At 55.1% G+C, this 15,737-nt stretch carries 10 protein-coding genes and 1 tRNA gene; 4 read left to right on the top strand and 7 right to left on the bottom strand.

Annotated features, from left to right (window positions below):
* Nucleotides 1–8 precede the first annotated feature (8 nt).
* From B7994_RS12310 to B7994_RS12295, 4 genes are all read right to left on the bottom strand, one after another.
* Nucleotides 9–506, bottom strand: a complete 498-nt coding sequence (locus B7994_RS12310) for a YchJ family protein (RefSeq protein WP_088638762.1) — start codon at nucleotides 504–506, stop codon at nucleotides 9–11.
* 45 nt (nucleotides 507–551) lie between these two features.
* On the bottom strand, nucleotides 552–1,172 hold the full coding sequence (locus B7994_RS12305; protein ID WP_088638761.1) for a methyltransferase: 621 nt from the start codon (nucleotides 1,170–1,172) through the stop codon (nucleotides 552–554).
* Complete coding sequence (rlmN, locus tag B7994_RS12300) at nucleotides 1,172–2,239, bottom strand: 23S rRNA (adenine(2503)-C(2))-methyltransferase RlmN (RefSeq protein WP_088638760.1); 1,068 nt, start codon at nucleotides 2,237–2,239, stop codon at nucleotides 1,172–1,174. The genes B7994_RS12305 and rlmN overlap by 1 nt, the downstream gene beginning before the upstream one ends.
* 123 nt (nucleotides 2,240–2,362) lie before the next feature.
* Entirely contained in the window at nucleotides 2,363–4,645 is a 2,283-nt protein-coding gene (locus B7994_RS12295) for a penicillin-binding protein 1A (RefSeq protein ID WP_088638759.1), read from the bottom strand.
* 90 nt (nucleotides 4,646–4,735) lie between these two features.
* On the opposite strand from B7994_RS12295, the gene B7994_RS12290 reads away from it, so the two are divergent.
* The 4 genes from B7994_RS12290 to B7994_RS12275 all read left to right on the top strand — a co-directional run bounded on the left by B7994_RS12290 (nucleotide 4,736) and on the right by B7994_RS12275 (nucleotide 8,602).
* Nucleotides 4,736–4,809, top strand: a tRNA-Arg gene (locus B7994_RS12290).
* 304 nt (nucleotides 4,810–5,113) lie between these two features.
* Nucleotides 5,114–6,106 carry a metallophosphoesterase gene (locus B7994_RS12285; protein WP_088638758.1) on the top strand — a complete coding sequence of 331 codons (993 nt, stop codon included), beginning with the start codon at nucleotides 5,114–5,116 and terminating at the stop codon, nucleotides 6,104–6,106.
* 21 nt (nucleotides 6,107–6,127) lie between these two features.
* Nucleotides 6,128–8,236 (top strand): cytochrome c biogenesis protein, encoded by a 2,109-nt coding sequence (locus B7994_RS12280; RefSeq protein ID WP_088638757.1) that lies wholly within the window; start codon nucleotides 6,128–6,130, stop codon nucleotides 8,234–8,236.
* Nucleotides 8,237–8,290: 54 nt separating this feature from the next.
* Nucleotides 8,291–8,602 carry a YbjQ family protein gene (locus tag B7994_RS12275; RefSeq protein ID WP_088638756.1) on the top strand — a complete coding sequence of 104 codons (312 nt, stop codon included), beginning with the start codon at nucleotides 8,291–8,293 and terminating at the stop codon, nucleotides 8,600–8,602.
* A gap of 101 nt (nucleotides 8,603–8,703) precedes the next feature.
* Here the strand turns inward: B7994_RS12275 and B7994_RS12270 are convergent, their stop codons facing one another.
* The 3 genes from B7994_RS12270 to B7994_RS12260 form a co-directional block, all read right to left on the bottom strand.
* Nucleotides 8,704–10,299: an NAD(P)/FAD-dependent oxidoreductase gene (locus tag B7994_RS12270; protein WP_233143204.1), complete on the bottom strand. Its 1,596-nt coding sequence runs from the start codon at nucleotides 10,297–10,299 to the stop codon at nucleotides 8,704–8,706.
* A gap of 141 nt (nucleotides 10,300–10,440) precedes the next feature.
* On the bottom strand, nucleotides 10,441–13,755 hold the full coding sequence (locus B7994_RS12265; RefSeq protein ID WP_088638755.1) for a hypothetical protein: 3,315 nt from the start codon (nucleotides 13,753–13,755) through the stop codon (nucleotides 10,441–10,443).
* The gene (locus B7994_RS12260; protein WP_088638754.1) at nucleotides 13,755–15,728 is read right to left on the bottom strand and encodes a FecR domain-containing protein; all 1,974 of its coding nucleotides are present in this window, start codon (nucleotides 15,726–15,728) and stop codon (nucleotides 13,755–13,757) included. Before B7994_RS12260 ends, B7994_RS12265 begins: the two co-directional genes overlap by 1 nt.
* Between the last annotated feature and the right edge of the window lie 9 nt (nucleotides 15,729–15,737).

Here is a 15,737-nt window from a genome sequence, read left to right as displayed (position 1 = left end):
TTTAACCTTTACTTGCCAGCGCCGCAGCACTTCTTGTATTTCTTGCCAGATCCGCACGGGCACGGGTCGTTGCGGCCCACGTCCGGAGTGGTCTTCTTCACGGTTTCCTGCTTCACTGCACGGCCGTCATAGAAGAACCAGGCGCCACCCACCTTGTGGAACTCGCCGAGTTCGTGGTGGTTGCGGGTCACGTTACCCTGCTTGAAGCGGGCGTTGAATTCGACCCAGCCGATGTTCTTTTCTTCTTCGGTCTTGGTCTGCTTGATTTCGATGCCGAGCCATTCGGATTCCTTGCTCCAGGCTTCTACGCTCGGTTCGTCAAAGTCGCCACGCTGCGTGGGTTCGAGGGAGTCCTTGAGCCACTTGATTTCGTGCTTCACGTAGGCCGTGTAGCGGGAACGCATGAGGGCTTCGGGGCTCGGGGCGAGGGTGGTTCCCTTGATAATGGGTTCGCAGCATTCGCCGTATTCTTTTCCAGATCCGCAGGGACATAAATCTTGTGCCATAATAAAATCCTTGTGTTAAAAAATCTAGTTCAAAGGTAGAAAAAGTTACAGGCACTTCTTCATCAGCCAGAATTCTTCCTTGCCTTCGCGGCCGGGGAGGCTGTTGACTGCCGGAATGCGCTCGACGATGTCGAATACGCCGTCGAGGCGTGCCATGAGTTCGCCTTCGCTGGTGCAGTGCGGCGGACCTTGGAGGGTCTTGCCGTTTATGAGCGGGTACATGAGGCAGATGAAGAGTCCATCGTCCTTGAGCATCTTGTAGCAGACTTCGAAAAATTCATCACGGCGCCCCGGGTGGATTGCGGAGAACGTACCGTAGTCGTACACGATGTCGAACAGCTGTCCGCCGCGTTTCGGGTCCTTGGGGGAGAGCGTGAACAGGTCGAGGTCGAGGGAACGCAGGTTCTTGTGCGCACGGCTCAGGTGGTCCAGTTCGTCGACTGCGGTTGCAGCGAAATCGACTGCGAGGACATCGTGCCCGCGCTTTGCCCATGCCTCGGCATCGTAGCCGAAGCCTGCACCGGGAACCAGTACGGAGCCCGTGGCGGGGCAGGAGGGGTGCTTGAAGAATTCAAGCAGGGCCGGAGTCGCCTTCTTGAAATTCCAGTAATCCTTGCCGTTGGCATAGAGATTGTCCCAGAATTCCGGGAGGTTCTGCGTTAACATTATTTACCTTCCTTTTTGTACGCAAGCTGTCCGCAGGCGGCGAGAATGTCGCGGCCACGCGGATTGCGGATCGTTATTTGAATTTCGGCTGCCCGGACTGCGGCGAGGAAGTCTTCTACTTCTTCCGGAGTCGGAGCGTGGAGTGTCGGGTCGTCCCCGTCGTTAAGCACGATGGCGTTCACCTTCACGCGGCGGGGGGCGCAAATGCGGATAAGTTCCTTTGCTGCCTTCGGTGTACAGGTGATTCCCTGGATGAGGACGAATTCGAAAGTGACGTAGTTGTCGGTGCGGCGGATGTAGTCATCGACCGCCTCGAGCAGTTTCTCGATGGGCCAGACCCTGTTTACGGGCATCACGGACGAACGGTACTCGTTGTTCGTGCTGTTGAGGCTTACCGCGAGGCAGCAGGGTGTGTTCCTGTCTACAAGTTCCTTTATTTTCGGGACGACGCCCGAGGTGCTCACGGTCATGCGCTTTGCGCCCATGTTGAACAGGCTCTGGTTATGCAGCGTGCAGCACACGCGGTGTACCTGTTCCAGGTTGTTGAGCGGTTCGCCCATTCCCATGAAGATGATGTTGGTGACCTGGGCAATCTTTCCGTCGGCGTCGAGGATGCCGTTATCTTTGAGGTACCAGTTTACGGCGAGGATTTCTTCGAGGATTTCGCCTGCTTCGAGGTTCCTGGTGAAACCCATCTTGGCGGTACGGCAGAAGGCGCAGTTCTGCGCGCAGCCAATCTGCGTGGATACGCATACGGAAAAACGACCGTTCGCAGGGATCATCACCGTTTCGATATGGTGACCGTCGTGGGTCTCAAAGAGCCATTTTACTGTACCGTCGGTAGAGACGAGGTGCTGGTCTTCCTTGAGGGCGAGCATGCTGAACTGCGCAGCGAGTTTCTCGCGGAGCGCGGGCGGAACGTTCACCATCTCGTCGAAACTGCGCACCTGCTGGCAAAAAAGCCATTTCTGGATTTGGTCGGCGCGGTACTGCTTTTCGTTTACGTCCCTGAGCCAAGCCTTAAGCTCGTCTGTCGTTAGGGACTTTATGTTGCGCGGCCATTCCATAGTGGTGTAAAGATAGAAAAAAAACAGTTTTTTGTTAAGGGATAAAAACGTTTAAATCCCTTTAAAATAAAGGGATTTAGGCGATTTTACGCGATATTTAGGCTGTGATTTTCCGAAAGGGAATTAGAACATCTTGCGCGTCTTTTTCGCGCCTTCGGAATGCTCTATGCTGCCCTTGTTGCTGAACAGGGTTGCGTCATCTGCGGACTTGGTGCGCACCTTGTAGTGGTCGCCGTCGCAGACTTCGTCAGGGTAGTTGTTGGTGGTGTAGAGGCAGTATGTCTTTTCGGTGCAGTACTCGCCTGCTAGTTTACCTGTAATGTTGCATACTCCCTTTCCGATAACGCCTGCCGGAACGGGGAAGGATTTCTGCGGGAGACCCTTGTGGATCTTCGTCATCACGGCAATCCACGGCGGAAGTGCGTAGTTGCCGCCCGTGTGGCCTACGCCCATGGAAACGGCCTGGTCAAAGCCAATCCACACGCCCATGGTGTAGTGCTTGGTAAAGCCGATATACCATGCATCGGTGTAGTCGTTCGTCGTACCGGTCTTGCCGCCGCTTGGATGGTTAAACCCGCTTGCGGTCACCTTGTAGCCCGTACCGCGGAGGTTCACGTCCTTGAGGATATCGACCATCAGGTAGGCTGAAGGGGGCTTCATCACGACGCTTTCGACCTTGGAATTCTTCTCGATGGCCTCGCCGTTCTTGTCTTCGATAGATTCGATCATGTACGGCTCGATGCGCGTACCGCCGTTCGGGAATACCGTATAGGCAGATGTCATTTCGAGGAGGGTTGCACCCACGGAACCGAGGGCGAGGCTCGGGACGGCAACAAGTGGAGCCTTGCGGATGCCGAATGCGCGGGCGTAGTTCACCACGGCGCTAAGACCGTACTTCGATGCGGTAAGGACTGCGGGAATGTTCTTGGAGCGGTAGAGCGCCTTGCGGAGCGTCATCATGCCTTCAAAGTTCTTTTCGGAGTTGTGCGGACGCCACATGCCGGTTGCCGCCGTTTCGTCGGTCATGGTGATGGGGGCGTCGTTCACGGAGTCGCAGGGGCTGGCGCCGTTGTCCATGGCTACGGAGTAGACGATAGGCTTGAAGGAGGATCCCGGCTGGCGAAGGGACTGCACGGCTCGGTTGTAGCGGGATTCGTTGAAGTCGTTACCGCCGACCATCGCGCGGATAGCGCCGGTCTCGTTCTCGATGACGACCATGGCAATCTGGGCCTCGTGGTAGCGGACCTCGGGCGGGTAGCGCCATTTCTTGGGGTTCGGTCCGTTGTCCTTGCTCAGGTAATCCTGCTTGAAGAGTGCGTAGACACTGTCAAAGTGGGCGTAGATGGAGTCCTTGTCCATCTCGTACTTGTCGGCAAGCCTGAGGTTCTTGATGGCCTTCTTCTTGAATTCCGCGCGGTACTTGGCGACGGTCGCCTTGGCCACGCTGTCGGCGACGTTCTGAATGTCGGGGTCAATGGTACTGTAGATGGAAACGCCGTCGGCATAGAGCGAGTTCTGTCCGTACTTCTTTTCCATGTACTTGCGGATTTCTTCGAAGTAGTAGAGTCCGGCTCCGGTCTCCGGTTCCTTCTCGGCGAGCACAATCGGGGTCGCCACGTACTTGCGGTAGTCTTCCTTGCTGATGTAGCCGGCATCGTACATGGCGTAGAGCACCGTATTGCGGCGTTCGAGCGAGGCTTTCGGGTGTTTGTCGGGGCGGTAGGATTCGGGCGCCTTGAGCATGCCGGCTAGGACGGCGAATTCCGGAATCGTGAGGCTGTCGAGCGAGTGACCGAAGTAGTACTTGCCTGCGGCCTGGAAACCGTAGTTGCCTCCGCCTAGGTAGACCTCGTTCAGGTAAAATTCAAGGATTTCCTGCTTGGTGTAGGTCTGCTCGATGCGGATGGCCGTCATCGCTTCCTTGATTTTACGGGAGATGGAGCGTTCCGGCGTAAGGAAAAGAAGTTTGGTCAACTGCTGGGTGAGGGTGGAGGCTCCGCGGAGCTGTTTTCCGCTCAGGGCGCTCTCGACGATGGCGGACGGGATGGCCCAGACATTCATGCCCCAGTGCTTGTAGAAGGCTCGGTCTTCGGTAGCCATCACGGCGTGAATCGCGTTTTCGGGAATGGAATCGAAACTGACCCATTCGCGGCGTTCCACGAAATACTTGTGCGCAATCTTCCCGTTCATGTCGTAGATATTGGTCACGAGTTTCGGGTTGATCTGTTCGAGCTGCGCGAGGGACGGAAGCTCAGAGGAGAAATGGTTGTAGGTCACGATGACGCCTACGATTCCGAGAACTACGGGTGCGGACAGAATGGCGAGGCAAATGATGAATTTCTTGTCCGTAAAGAGTTTCTTTAGGAAAGAACCCAGAAAATTGAGAATAGGCTTGATTTTTTGCATCGTAGACACTTCGCAAGTGGAAATTATGAAACAAATTTAGAAAAATCCCTTGACAATTCAACCGATAATGCTATATTTGGGGTCGTTCAAGCGGATGTAGCCCAACTGGATAGAGCGTTTGGCTACGAACCAAAAGGCTCCAGGTTCGAGTCCTGGCACCCGCAGAAAAAGATGCTTCGCGATAAGCGAGGCATCTTTTTTGTTTTATCCCCAATTTGGAACGAGAAGCGGGAGCCGCCGTGAGCAGGTCGCGCCCGGGCGGATACCGGGCGTGAACGCGAGAGCGAGCGAGTAACCGGAATTTTTACGCTAGAGACGACGAACGAGCGGTCGAAACCCCGCTCCAGGTTCGAGTCCTGGCACCCGCACGAATGGGACCTGTTCCAATGGAACAGGTCTTTTTTGTATATCTCGGGTTTGAACAGCGCGAAGCGCGGCCGTAACCTGTAAAAAATATATCTTTACCACATGAACTCCTCCATCGACTTTATTGGCGATATCCATGGCCATTACGACGAATTGCGGCTGCTTCTGAAACAGTTGGGCTATGTCGAATCGTCGGGCGCGTTCCGCTACCCGGGGGGCGAGCGTTCTGTCGTGTTTCTGGGGGACTACATCGATCGCGGGAGCCAGTCGCGCGAAGTGATTGACTTGGTACGTGCGATGCGCGACGCAGGTTCGGCGGTCGCCCTGATGGGGAACCACGAGTTCAATGCGCTCTGTTTTTGGCAGCAGAACGGAGCCGGCGGTTCTCACGTGATTCACTGCATCCCCGGGGGCTACCTGCGCGAGCACAGTTTCAACAAGGTGGCGATCCACACGAGGACTGTCGAGAGCTACAAGGGCCGGAAGAAGGAATTCGAGGACATGCTCATGTTCCTGAGGACGCTTCCGTTCTTTATCGAAACTCCTGCGTTCCGGGCCCAGCACGCCTGTTTTGACAGGGGTGCGGCCGAGGCGTTGAAGGCGCAGGGAATCAGTTGCTTTGCCGACGGGAACTTTGACGAACTTATCGCGCGTGCGAATGACCAGTTCAATGAGTATGAGGATTCACTCTTTGACCCTATAAACTACTTCTTGAAGGGGCCCGAGATGAACTTGCCCGACGGGATTACGTTCCGCGATGGGGAAGGCGTGCTCCGCAAGCGGGCGCGGATCCGGTGGTGGATTGACCCGAAGGGAAAGACGATGCGGGAACTCTCCTTCCAGCCGGGAGTGGAATTGCCAGCCTGCGATGTGCCGGCGGAAGTGCTCGGGCATGACTTTTATGGCGAAGGTGAACGCCCGGTGTTCTTCGGACACTACTGGCTGACCGGACTGCCGAAACTTATTCGGGGCAACGTGTGCTGCCTTGACTTTAGCGTGGCGGGCTACCGCGGCGACGGGCGTTTGGCGGCTTACCGCTTTGATGGCGAACAGACCCTGGACGAAAGCAAGTTCGTGTGGGTGGAGGCTATCTAGACGAAACCCCTGCTGAAAAAGATGGCGTCGCTGAAGGTGACTGCGGCGGTCATTGTCGCCTTCCTGGTGCTCACGTTCTGGGGAGTGCTGGCACAGGCGAATGCGGAAGCGGCTGGCTTTTCGGCGTCGGTCGCCGTGGATCGTTTCTTTGACAGTTTCTTTATATGGGCACTGGGCGTGGTCCCGCTCCCTGCTTTCAAGAGCATTGCGGTTGTAGCCTCGCTACACTTGATCGCGAGCATGGCTTTCCGGTTGCCCCGCGGGTTCAAGAATGTTAGCCTCTGGCTTATGCACGTTGCCCTGCTTACCTTGCTTGTTGGTGGCGTTGTCGGGAGCGCCATGAAGCAGGAATATAACGGGTTCTCTAGTTCGACCACGCAGAAGGTCAAGTTTTTTGCGGCAAATGATAGCCTGGGTGCGGAGCCCGTGAATCTGGATGAATCCGTTCTCCTCGAAGGCTGGCCCTACTACGCGCATTTCCGGGGTGACCTGCCTATGTCGAAGGACAAGGTCATCTCGATGTACAAGGTTTATTATGACCCGTTCCATTTCGTGCCGTACGTGTTCATGGTGCTGTTCCTGCTGGGAGCGGCGTTCCATTATGTGGTGAAGGTGCGTTTGTCTCGGAAATCAACATCTCGAAAGGGCGCAAAAATCGTGTCGGTGTTGGCGCTCGCGATGCTTGCCCTGCCGATGGATGCACGGGCTGACGAAATTCCGGATGATGCCCTGATATGGTTCTCGGTGGATGGAAAGGCTCCGGTGATTGCGGATGGCGTAGTGCGTCCGTTTGACTCTTTTGCGCGAGGAATCCTCGATGATTTGAGCGGGCGAGTTACATACAAGTGCCGGGAAAAGGATTTTTGCGACGGGAAGGAGTCTGCCGTAAACATTGTTGGGTGGATAAAGGATTTGCCGGAAAAAGCAAGGAACCTGGCACTGTTCAAGGTGTTGCGCAGCGATGTCTTGCAGGCGTTACGCTTGCCTGAAGACCGCCGTTATGTGAGCTATGCGGAGTTGACGCAATCACGCAGTTTGTTGGAACTCTATGCGAGCCGGGATGATGAACATCCGGCGACTCTCGAGATGCGGCGACTCTATTCGAATGTGTTGCAGTACGAGGCGGTAAAGAATAAAACTGCATTTACCGTTGTCGAGGAGTCTTCATCGGCGTCGGTGAATGCAAAACGGCTTGCGACGGAAGTGTTCTACCATAAGGCGAATTTTGCCTTGATTGCCTTTGTCCTAGCGTTTATCGCCTGCCTGCTTGCCTCGTTGAATATGGTGTTCAAGTCGCGGAAACTCGATGTCGCTGCGAATGGGGCCTGCATTGCGACAGCGGGTGTCCTTGTGGTTCTTTTCGCCTTGCGCACATACGTTGCCGCCCGCGCTCCGCTTTCGAGCCTGTACGAAATCGTGTTGCTTGTTGCTATGCTCTTGATGGCCTTTGAGGCGGGGGCGTTTGTTTTCTGCAAGAAGAGAACCTTCACGCTCATGGTTCCCGTGACATTCATGGCGGCGGTGCTCCTGTTCTTCGCGAAGTTCGTGCTGGAACCGGGCGATACGTTCCGGCCCATCCCGGCGGTGCTGAATTCCTCGGTATTCCTCACGGTACACGTGTTCACGATTGCACTCGGTTTTGCGGCCATGATCCTTTCGGGTGTCGTGGCGCACGTGGCGCTGTTCCGTGCATCTATTGCCAGCGCGGTATCTTCAGAAAAGGATCTCGCAGCCTCTCCGCTCGATTCGCTCCTGTACGGCACGCTTGTGTTTGGCGCTGTATTTACCGTAATCGGCACGCTCCTGGGCGGCGTGTGGGCGGACTATGCGTGGGGCCGCTTCTGGGGATTCGACCCGAAGGAATGTGGCGCGCTTTTCGTTATCCTGTGGGCGATGCTCCTTTTGCATTTGCGCTCTGGTCGCCTAGTGAATGCTCGTACCTTCGCCCTGTTCAACTGCTTCAACGTGATTGTGACCTTCCTCTGCTGGTTCGGCGTGAACCTGCTCGGGGTAGGGCTGCACAGTTACGGGTTCCAGAACGGCACCGCTATGTGGCTAGGTGTATTTGAGATTGCCGATGTGCTGTTCATCGTGCTTATTGAACGTTTTGTCAAGTTACGTCTAAAATAAAATTCAAATCAACGCTGTTTTTTATATATTCATGCAAAAAAGGAGGCATGGAATATGCAGATTGTAACGACAGACTTTATTACGGGCAAGGAAATTGAGACTATCCAGGTGGTCAAGGGCAGTGTCGTGTTCAGCAAGAACGTTGTGCGCGATATTTTTGCGGGCCTCAAGACGATTATCGGTGGCGAAATTGCCGGCTATACCGAGATGCTGAACGATGCTCGCAACATCGCGATGCAGCGCATGATAGACGAAGCGTCCCGTATCGGTGGTGACGCTGTTGTGAACGTGCGCTTTGCGACGTCATCTGTCATGGCGGGGTCGTCCGAAATTATCGTGTACGGGACTGCCGTGAAATTCAAGTAATTCTTGTTTGCTTCAAGAGTCTATTTACACGTTCACACATTCACTTCGTTCGAGTGTTCACTCACTCATTTATGGCGACAGTTTGCCTTGAGGGGGGCCCTTTACTCGCTTCTCTTCGCTCGTACAGCGAGTCTTACGCCGTCTGCGGCGCTTGTGACGATTCCGCCGGAATAGCCAGCGCCTTCACCGAGCACAAAGAGCCCCTGCGTGTTGACGCTTTCTAGCGTATCGTTATTGCGCGTGATGCGTACCGGGGAACTTGTTCGCGTCTCGGGCGCGACAATCAGGCCCTGCTCGATAAATCCCGGAATCTTGCGGTCAAAATTTTGGAAACCTTCTGCAAGCGATTTGCAGATTTTCTTGTCAAGCCAGTCCCACATGTTGCAGGCGACAAGCCCGCAGGGGTAAGTCGTTTTGGGCAAATTTCTGTCGGCGTGGTGGGCGAGGAATGATTTGATGGTCTGTGCCGGTGCGGCGTATGCCTTGCCGCCGACCTCGAAGGCGTCTCGTTCCGTCTTGCGCTGGAAATCGAGCCCGCCGAAGGTCGTCTCGCTCGCTTCTACGGGTACGACAATCGCGCCGTTTGCGGTGTGCCCGTTGCGGCGGCTGTAGCTCATGCCGTTGGTGGCGAGCGTTCCCGGTTCCGATGCGCAGGGCACCAGGACTCCACCCGGGCACATGCAGAAACTGTAGGCGCTGCTCGTCTTGTTAAGTGTCGGGGTGGCGAGGAAGTATTCGGCGGCACCCGTGAGGCGCGTGTCTACGCCCTTCCCGAGTTGCCTGAGGTTGATAAGGGCCTGCGGGTGTTCTACGCGTACGCCCATCGCGAAGGCCTTGCTTTCGAGTGTCACCCCGCGGGCGGCCAGGAGTTCATAAATCCCGCGGGCGGAATGCCCCGTGGCAAGTACCAGGGCTTCGCACTTTTGCCAGCGGGCGGCGCTGTTTAATTCATTTAATTTAATCGCGCAAATCCGGCCTTCCTTGATTTCCACATCCTCAAGCGCGGTATTGAAGTGTATCTTCCCGCCGAGCCGTGCAATCTCCGCGCGGATCTGGCGCAGCATCAGCACGAGCCTGTCGGTGCCAATGTGCGGTTTCGCAAACGTCACGACACTTTCGTCTACGCCGAAATCCACCATGTCGCGCAGGACCGTTTCCGAAAAAATATTGCGGCTGCGGGTGTTGAGCTTGCCGTCACTGAATGCGCCGGCCCCGCCTTCGCCGAACAGTACGTTGGAATGTTCGTTGAAGATTCGGTCGGCGAAGAACCTGCGGATGTCGCGGAACCGCTCCTCTACGGTTTTTCCCTGCTCGTACAAATCGACGGTGAATCCGCGACGCAGCAGGTGGAGGGCTGCCCACAGCCCTGCGGGGCCCGCTCCGATAACGTCCACATGGCTTGCCATCGGAACGCTTGCGGTAAGCGGGTCACTTTCTAGTGATTCGCGCTCCCGTGTAGCCTCGATTAGCCCGCGGGCCGCATTGCCCGAGGCGTGTAGCGGGCGCGCTACGTCAAAGATGACGTTGTAACTCCAGTGTGGTGCTCCCTTGCGGCGGCTGTCCAGCGCAAACCTCTCTACCACTAGATTAAATATCTCCTCAGGGTTCAAGCGCAGTTCGCGCGCCAAGGCATGGCGTACTTCACCCTTCTTTTCGAGGGCTACGGCCAATTCTCTGTAGCGGTAGGTGAGCATCATCCCAAAAATAAAAAACTGGTAAGTGATTTCGAAATTAGCAGTACCCCGTGAACGGAAAAGGCCCGTATTAACGGACCTTTGGAGTGAGAGTGAGCGCTTGCCGGAGCAATTTAAAACCTGGGCTAGGCGCGAACGGTCTCGTCAGAATACGTAGTGCGCGTTCACGCCCATGTAGATGTCGCTGTATTCGTTGCTCTTGTTGTCGGGCCGGAAATAGACCGCCGTTCCCACGAACCATTCCGTGTAGAACTTCTTGTTGTGGTTCACGCGGAGGTTTACGTTGCTGAGAATGTCCATTTCGGTTTCTTCGATGTCTTTGTCGTTTTCTTCCCAGCTGGTGGTCATGTAGCGGAACGAAGAGTTGATGCCTAGTATCAGGAAGCGGTTCTTGAACGGCATCTCGAATTCGTCTTCGATGTAGATTTCGAATTCACCCATGTTGTCGCGGTTGTAGCTCTTGAAACGCGGCGTGATGGCAAAACGGTTCTGGAGAATCGGAAGAGTCGTCGTCACGGAGATGGGGTAGGATTGCTCGAAGTAGTTGGAACCGCCAAAGTAGTATCCGAGCTTGCCCCAAGTGGAATTCGAGAGGTCCATGTCTTCGACCAGGCTGTCCCTGTGGAATACGGATCCGTCGGTACGGTAGGTCCACAGGCCATTCACCTTGAATACGGAATTGAACGCGCGGACTGTTGCTCCGAGGTTCCAGGTGTGCTTGAAGAGCCTTTCCTGGAATCGCGATGCGATGACGGAATCCTTTGCGAGTGACATGTATTCGGCCCATCTTTCTCTGTCGACATGGGTGGAATCATCGCCTTCCTCAATCACGATGGAATCACGTCCCTTGCGGGCTTTGAACCAGTCGTCCTTATAAATGCCGTCTTCGAGCACGTAGTTGTGGTGCAACTGGAATGGACGGTATTGGGTCTTGTATTCGAAGTTGTATGCGAAACTTACATCGACGTTCTTGTTGATCTTGAACAAGTTGTCAAGACCGACGTTCTGGATGTACTTGGTACGATCGTTGTCGAGTTCGTGCTTGTCGAACCAGGAACCTTCGTCATCGCCGAAAAGGCCCCATTCCGTACCTTCGCTTAGGCCGAAAATGTTGGTTTTCTTGCCCTTGGCAGCGTTTTCGACATTAATCTGGTACTGGAATCCGAGGTCCCAGAATCCGAGAATGTCTTGTTCAATGCGTCCGCCAAATTCACGTGTGTCCGAAAGTTGGTTCGGGGAACCGGCGCTATAGAAGTCTTCGCCCACATACTTGATGTGACCATTGATACTTGTCTTGTAGATATTCCAGTTGAGCGATGCACCAATGGCGAAATTCTGACTGCCCCAGTTGAGGCCGAGAACGCGATCGTCGTCGCGGTTTTCTTCTTCGTCTTTCTGTGCGTACTTGGCCTTGCTGATGAGTGCCTGCAGGGAGTCGCGCATCTGCTTGCGGCTAAGTGTCGTGTTGTCGCCGAAGATAGAGTTGAGTTCCGCGTCGGAAAGCTGGTTGATGCGCGATGTGTTCTGCATCAGCTGGCGGAGCAAGTTGTAAGACGATGTGCTGATTTTCGCATCGGAGAACACCTTGTTGATTGCCCTCTGGCGAACCACGTCGGTAGTGTCGGCACGGCCAACTGCAATCTGTCCGTTGAGTTCGATGTCGCCGGGGAAGAACAGCCAGTTTCCATCGGCATAGAGCGTGAAGGATTCCTGTATCGGGTCACTCGTTGCCCAGGAACTGCTGGCACCGTCGCGCAGCAGCGGGTCTTCAAGTTCGTCGTTTGCGTAGATTACGCCGAGCTTTGCATCGAAACGGCGTACTGGCGCCCATTTGACGAATCCGCCATAGGCGAGGCGTTGGGCCTGGAGTTCGCCGTCATCGATGTAATCGTTGTAGATATAGGGGTGACGGTCGCCTTCTACGAGGCTACGCCTTGCTTCGCCGAAGAATCCGTTCAACTGGAAGAGCGGCTGGTCGGCATTGTTCTTCATGAGCGAAACGGTGTAGTCCGCGCCGAATACCGGGAGCCCGGCCAGGTAGGTTTCGCCGCCCATCAGCTGGAAGTCGCCTAGGACAACCCTGTTGTAGGCGTCGGTGTAGCTCAGGGAGACCGGGTTCGGGGAGAAATGGTTCCAGGAATCGGCACTCAGGTCGGCGTTGAACTCGATGGTCTCGCCGTCTACGGATTGCATGAGGAGGTAGGCACTAGCCTTGCCGACAAGGCCGGGAACCTGGAAGTTGTTCTTGTATTCCTTGCCCGGGGCGATGGTGTCGTTGCCGATAATGTCATTTTCCTTACTATCGTTTTCGCTCGTGTTTACGATATGGTACGCTCCGCCGATCATCGCATTGCCGATGATGCTCCAGCGAGCCTGCGTGGAATCGCTGTCGGTGAGCGCGTACGAACGTTCGTCGGCAACGGAGGAAATCTTGTCGTTCGGTCGGAGCGGACGCTGCTCGATGCCCGGAATCTCGGGTGAAGGCGGAAGGAGCGCAGATGTGGCGACCGCTTCGTTGTCCAGGTCAACCTTGTTTTCCTTGACAGCCTCGATGATTGTCGGGTCGAGCACTTCTGCCGACGAAACGCCGAGATCGTTCTTGCCGATTTTGGTGTTGCTCAGCGAGATGAGGCTGTTACCCATATTGAGTACGCCAATCTCGTTCTCGCTGATGAGTGTCGACGAGATATTTGTCTCTGCAAGTTCGGAGTTCATGATGGCGACCTTGTTCTTCTGGAACTTGCCGCGCTCGATCTTGCCGAAACCGTAGTTCGAAATGTTTAGGGCGACCTGGTTGCCGATGAATTCACAGTCGCTGACCGAGATGCTGGCGTTGCGTGCATATACGCCGCGAACGGAGGTGTTCTCGATGACGGCGCCCTGCAGGTCCATGGAACTGTTTTCTACGGCGATGCCTGCTTCCGCGTCGCTGATATGGACGTTCCTGATTTCTGCGCGCTCGTCACCGGTGATGGTGATGCCCTTCCAGTCGCCGGCCTTCGGACGGTCGTATGCAGAACGCAGGGTGACAGGAGAAATCTTGGAGCCTGCGATGACGAGCTGGCCCTTGTTCACCTGGATGCCGGTTCCCGGCTTGAAATAGAGGACGACACCCGGCTCTATGATGAGGCTCGTGTTCGGGGCTACGACGAGGTCTTCGGTAACGAGGTACGGGGACTTGTCGATTTTCAAGAAGCCGTGAACATTGCCGGCGAGTTCCGTTCCTTCGAGGAGCGAAGGCGGGGGCATCGTCGTGTCGGCGACGAAACCGCCTGTGGCGGAATCGGCGGCCACCTTCGCAACATCAGCCTCCGGTGCCGGAGTTGCGGTGGAATCGGAAACCTGTGTAGAATCGGCCTGTACAGGAACAGCCTTTGCGGTCGTATCGGGTGCCTGTGCAAATACTATTGCTGAACCAATGGCAATCGTGGAAAGAAGAGTCTTGTAAGGATGTTTCATTATGGAACCTTGTATACCTTGACGGAGGTGATTTTCCTGCCATTTTTCATTTCAACATAAACTTTTATATATGAAGTGGTGTCGCGCGAAAGGGTTACCGGAATATTGTATTCAAGATCCGTAATCTGGTCGTTGCGGATTACGAGAAGAGTGTTCTTTTGGTCCTGGATAATCCGGATGGTCCTGATGTGGATGGGGTCCTGCTGCGGTACGCCCGTAATCCTGAAGCGCATAGTCTTATGGATGAGGGTTGATGCTGCCTGCGGAGGTGCCGGAGGCACACGCGGGGTTTCGATGATTCCGCCAGAATGTTCGATTTTCGGTTGGCTCAGGGGGTAGCATCCCAGGGTCTTCTTGAGTGTGCTCTTGTTGCCGGCTTGGTCTTCGGCTGTAATTGTGTATTCATGGACGCCAGTCTTTAGGTCCGCTATGTAGATGGCGTTCTTGTTGAACGAGTTCTCCTTGGCGTTCCCTCCGTCGATTTTGCGGGAGAGGATAACCAGGTCGTCATTGGCCCCGAGGAGCGAGAAGGAGGCTCTGCACCTGATCGAGTCTGCACTGATAAAGGTAATCGTCGGGCGGAGCTGGTTCACCTGCTTGCAGGTCTTGTCGATATTCAACTTGATTTTCTTGCTGAACGTGCCACTCTTTCCCTGGTATTCTACGGTAACTTCCGTCTCGTTCCAGTTGCGGAGGATGTCGTTGATGGTAATCGTGTGCGAGAATTCTCCGTTGGCGCTCAGGGGCACGAGGTTCCTCGACTTGTACTTGTTAATCTTGACGAAGAGGGTTCCGTTGGGGTCGGTCTGGTCGAAGGTCCCCTCGATGGTGACGGAACCGGGGTCACAGACCGTTACTGGCGAGACAGTGGTCACCTCGAAGGGCTTTGCCGCGCTGGAATCGATTTCTGTGGAATCATCGCTAGCCTTGTAGAATGTGGTCAGCAGGCCGCATTCTGCAGAAACTTCCTTTTTGCATACCTGGGGAGTCTTGCCCTTCTCTTTCTCGTTCTGGCACGGGACGTCGAGCGTAATGCTGCAGGTTGCGGCGAACTTTTTTGCTCCGTCGGCGCTCGGGGCCCAGCTTGTAGTGTATTCGAATCCGCTGGGGTTTTCGATATTTGCGCCCGAAAGGACGAGCTTCACGCCGGCGTTACAGGCACCCTTGATAGTAACGGAGTTCGTGGTAATCGTGTCTTCTAGGGCATCGAATTGGCACTTTAGCAGGTCCTTGACCTTTTCGATTTCGGACTGGAAAGCGCTATCGGCCGCCATTGATTCGGAGATGACCTGCTCGTCGGATTTGCTTGCGTCATCCAGAAAGGCTTCGATCATCTTTAGGTAATGGCGGTTACCGGAGGATTTGGCCTCGATGACGTTACACTTTTTCGACCCCTTTCTGAAGAAGGCCGTCTGGCCTCCGACAACGTCGCATTCACTGCCTTCGATAGTGCGGAACAGACCGTTGCCGTTGGCAAGCGAAAGGATGGCCGCCGCGTTGCCTGGTGTCATGCCGAAGAGGCCGCTTGTACCGCGGATTGCTGCTGTGGCGGTGGCTGTCTTGAACTTGAAGCTTCCGCCGGAGTGCTGTTTCTGGGCGTCGAACTTGACCTTGCCGGTCTTCACGTCGGTAAGGGCGACCTGGGCGCCGTTTTCGGCCTGAAGTGTGGTAAATTCTACGAGAGAGAGTTCCTGGACTACGATGGAACTACCGTCGGAAAGGGCGATGGCGACACTGGATTCGATACCTGTGTGAATCTGGTCTTTTTCCTTGACCTTGTTACCGATCTTTAAGTCACTCCATTCGCCAATCTTGGTTGCTTTTTGGACTTTTGTGTCACCAAGCTGACCGACGACCTTGCCCGTGGTGCTTTTTGCGGCCATGGCACAGGACCCGACTGCCATGAGCAGTACTATCGATACCTTGATTTTCGCAGAAAAAGACATAATTCCTCGCTTGCGAGATGTAAACATGTTATAAAT

This window comes from Fibrobacter sp. UWR2, from assembly GCF_002210285.1.
GTDB lineage: Bacteria > Fibrobacterota > Fibrobacteria > Fibrobacterales > Fibrobacteraceae > Fibrobacter.
The sequence above is the reverse complement of the archived record's forward strand: the minus strand, read 5'-3'. Positions and strand labels throughout refer to the sequence as shown.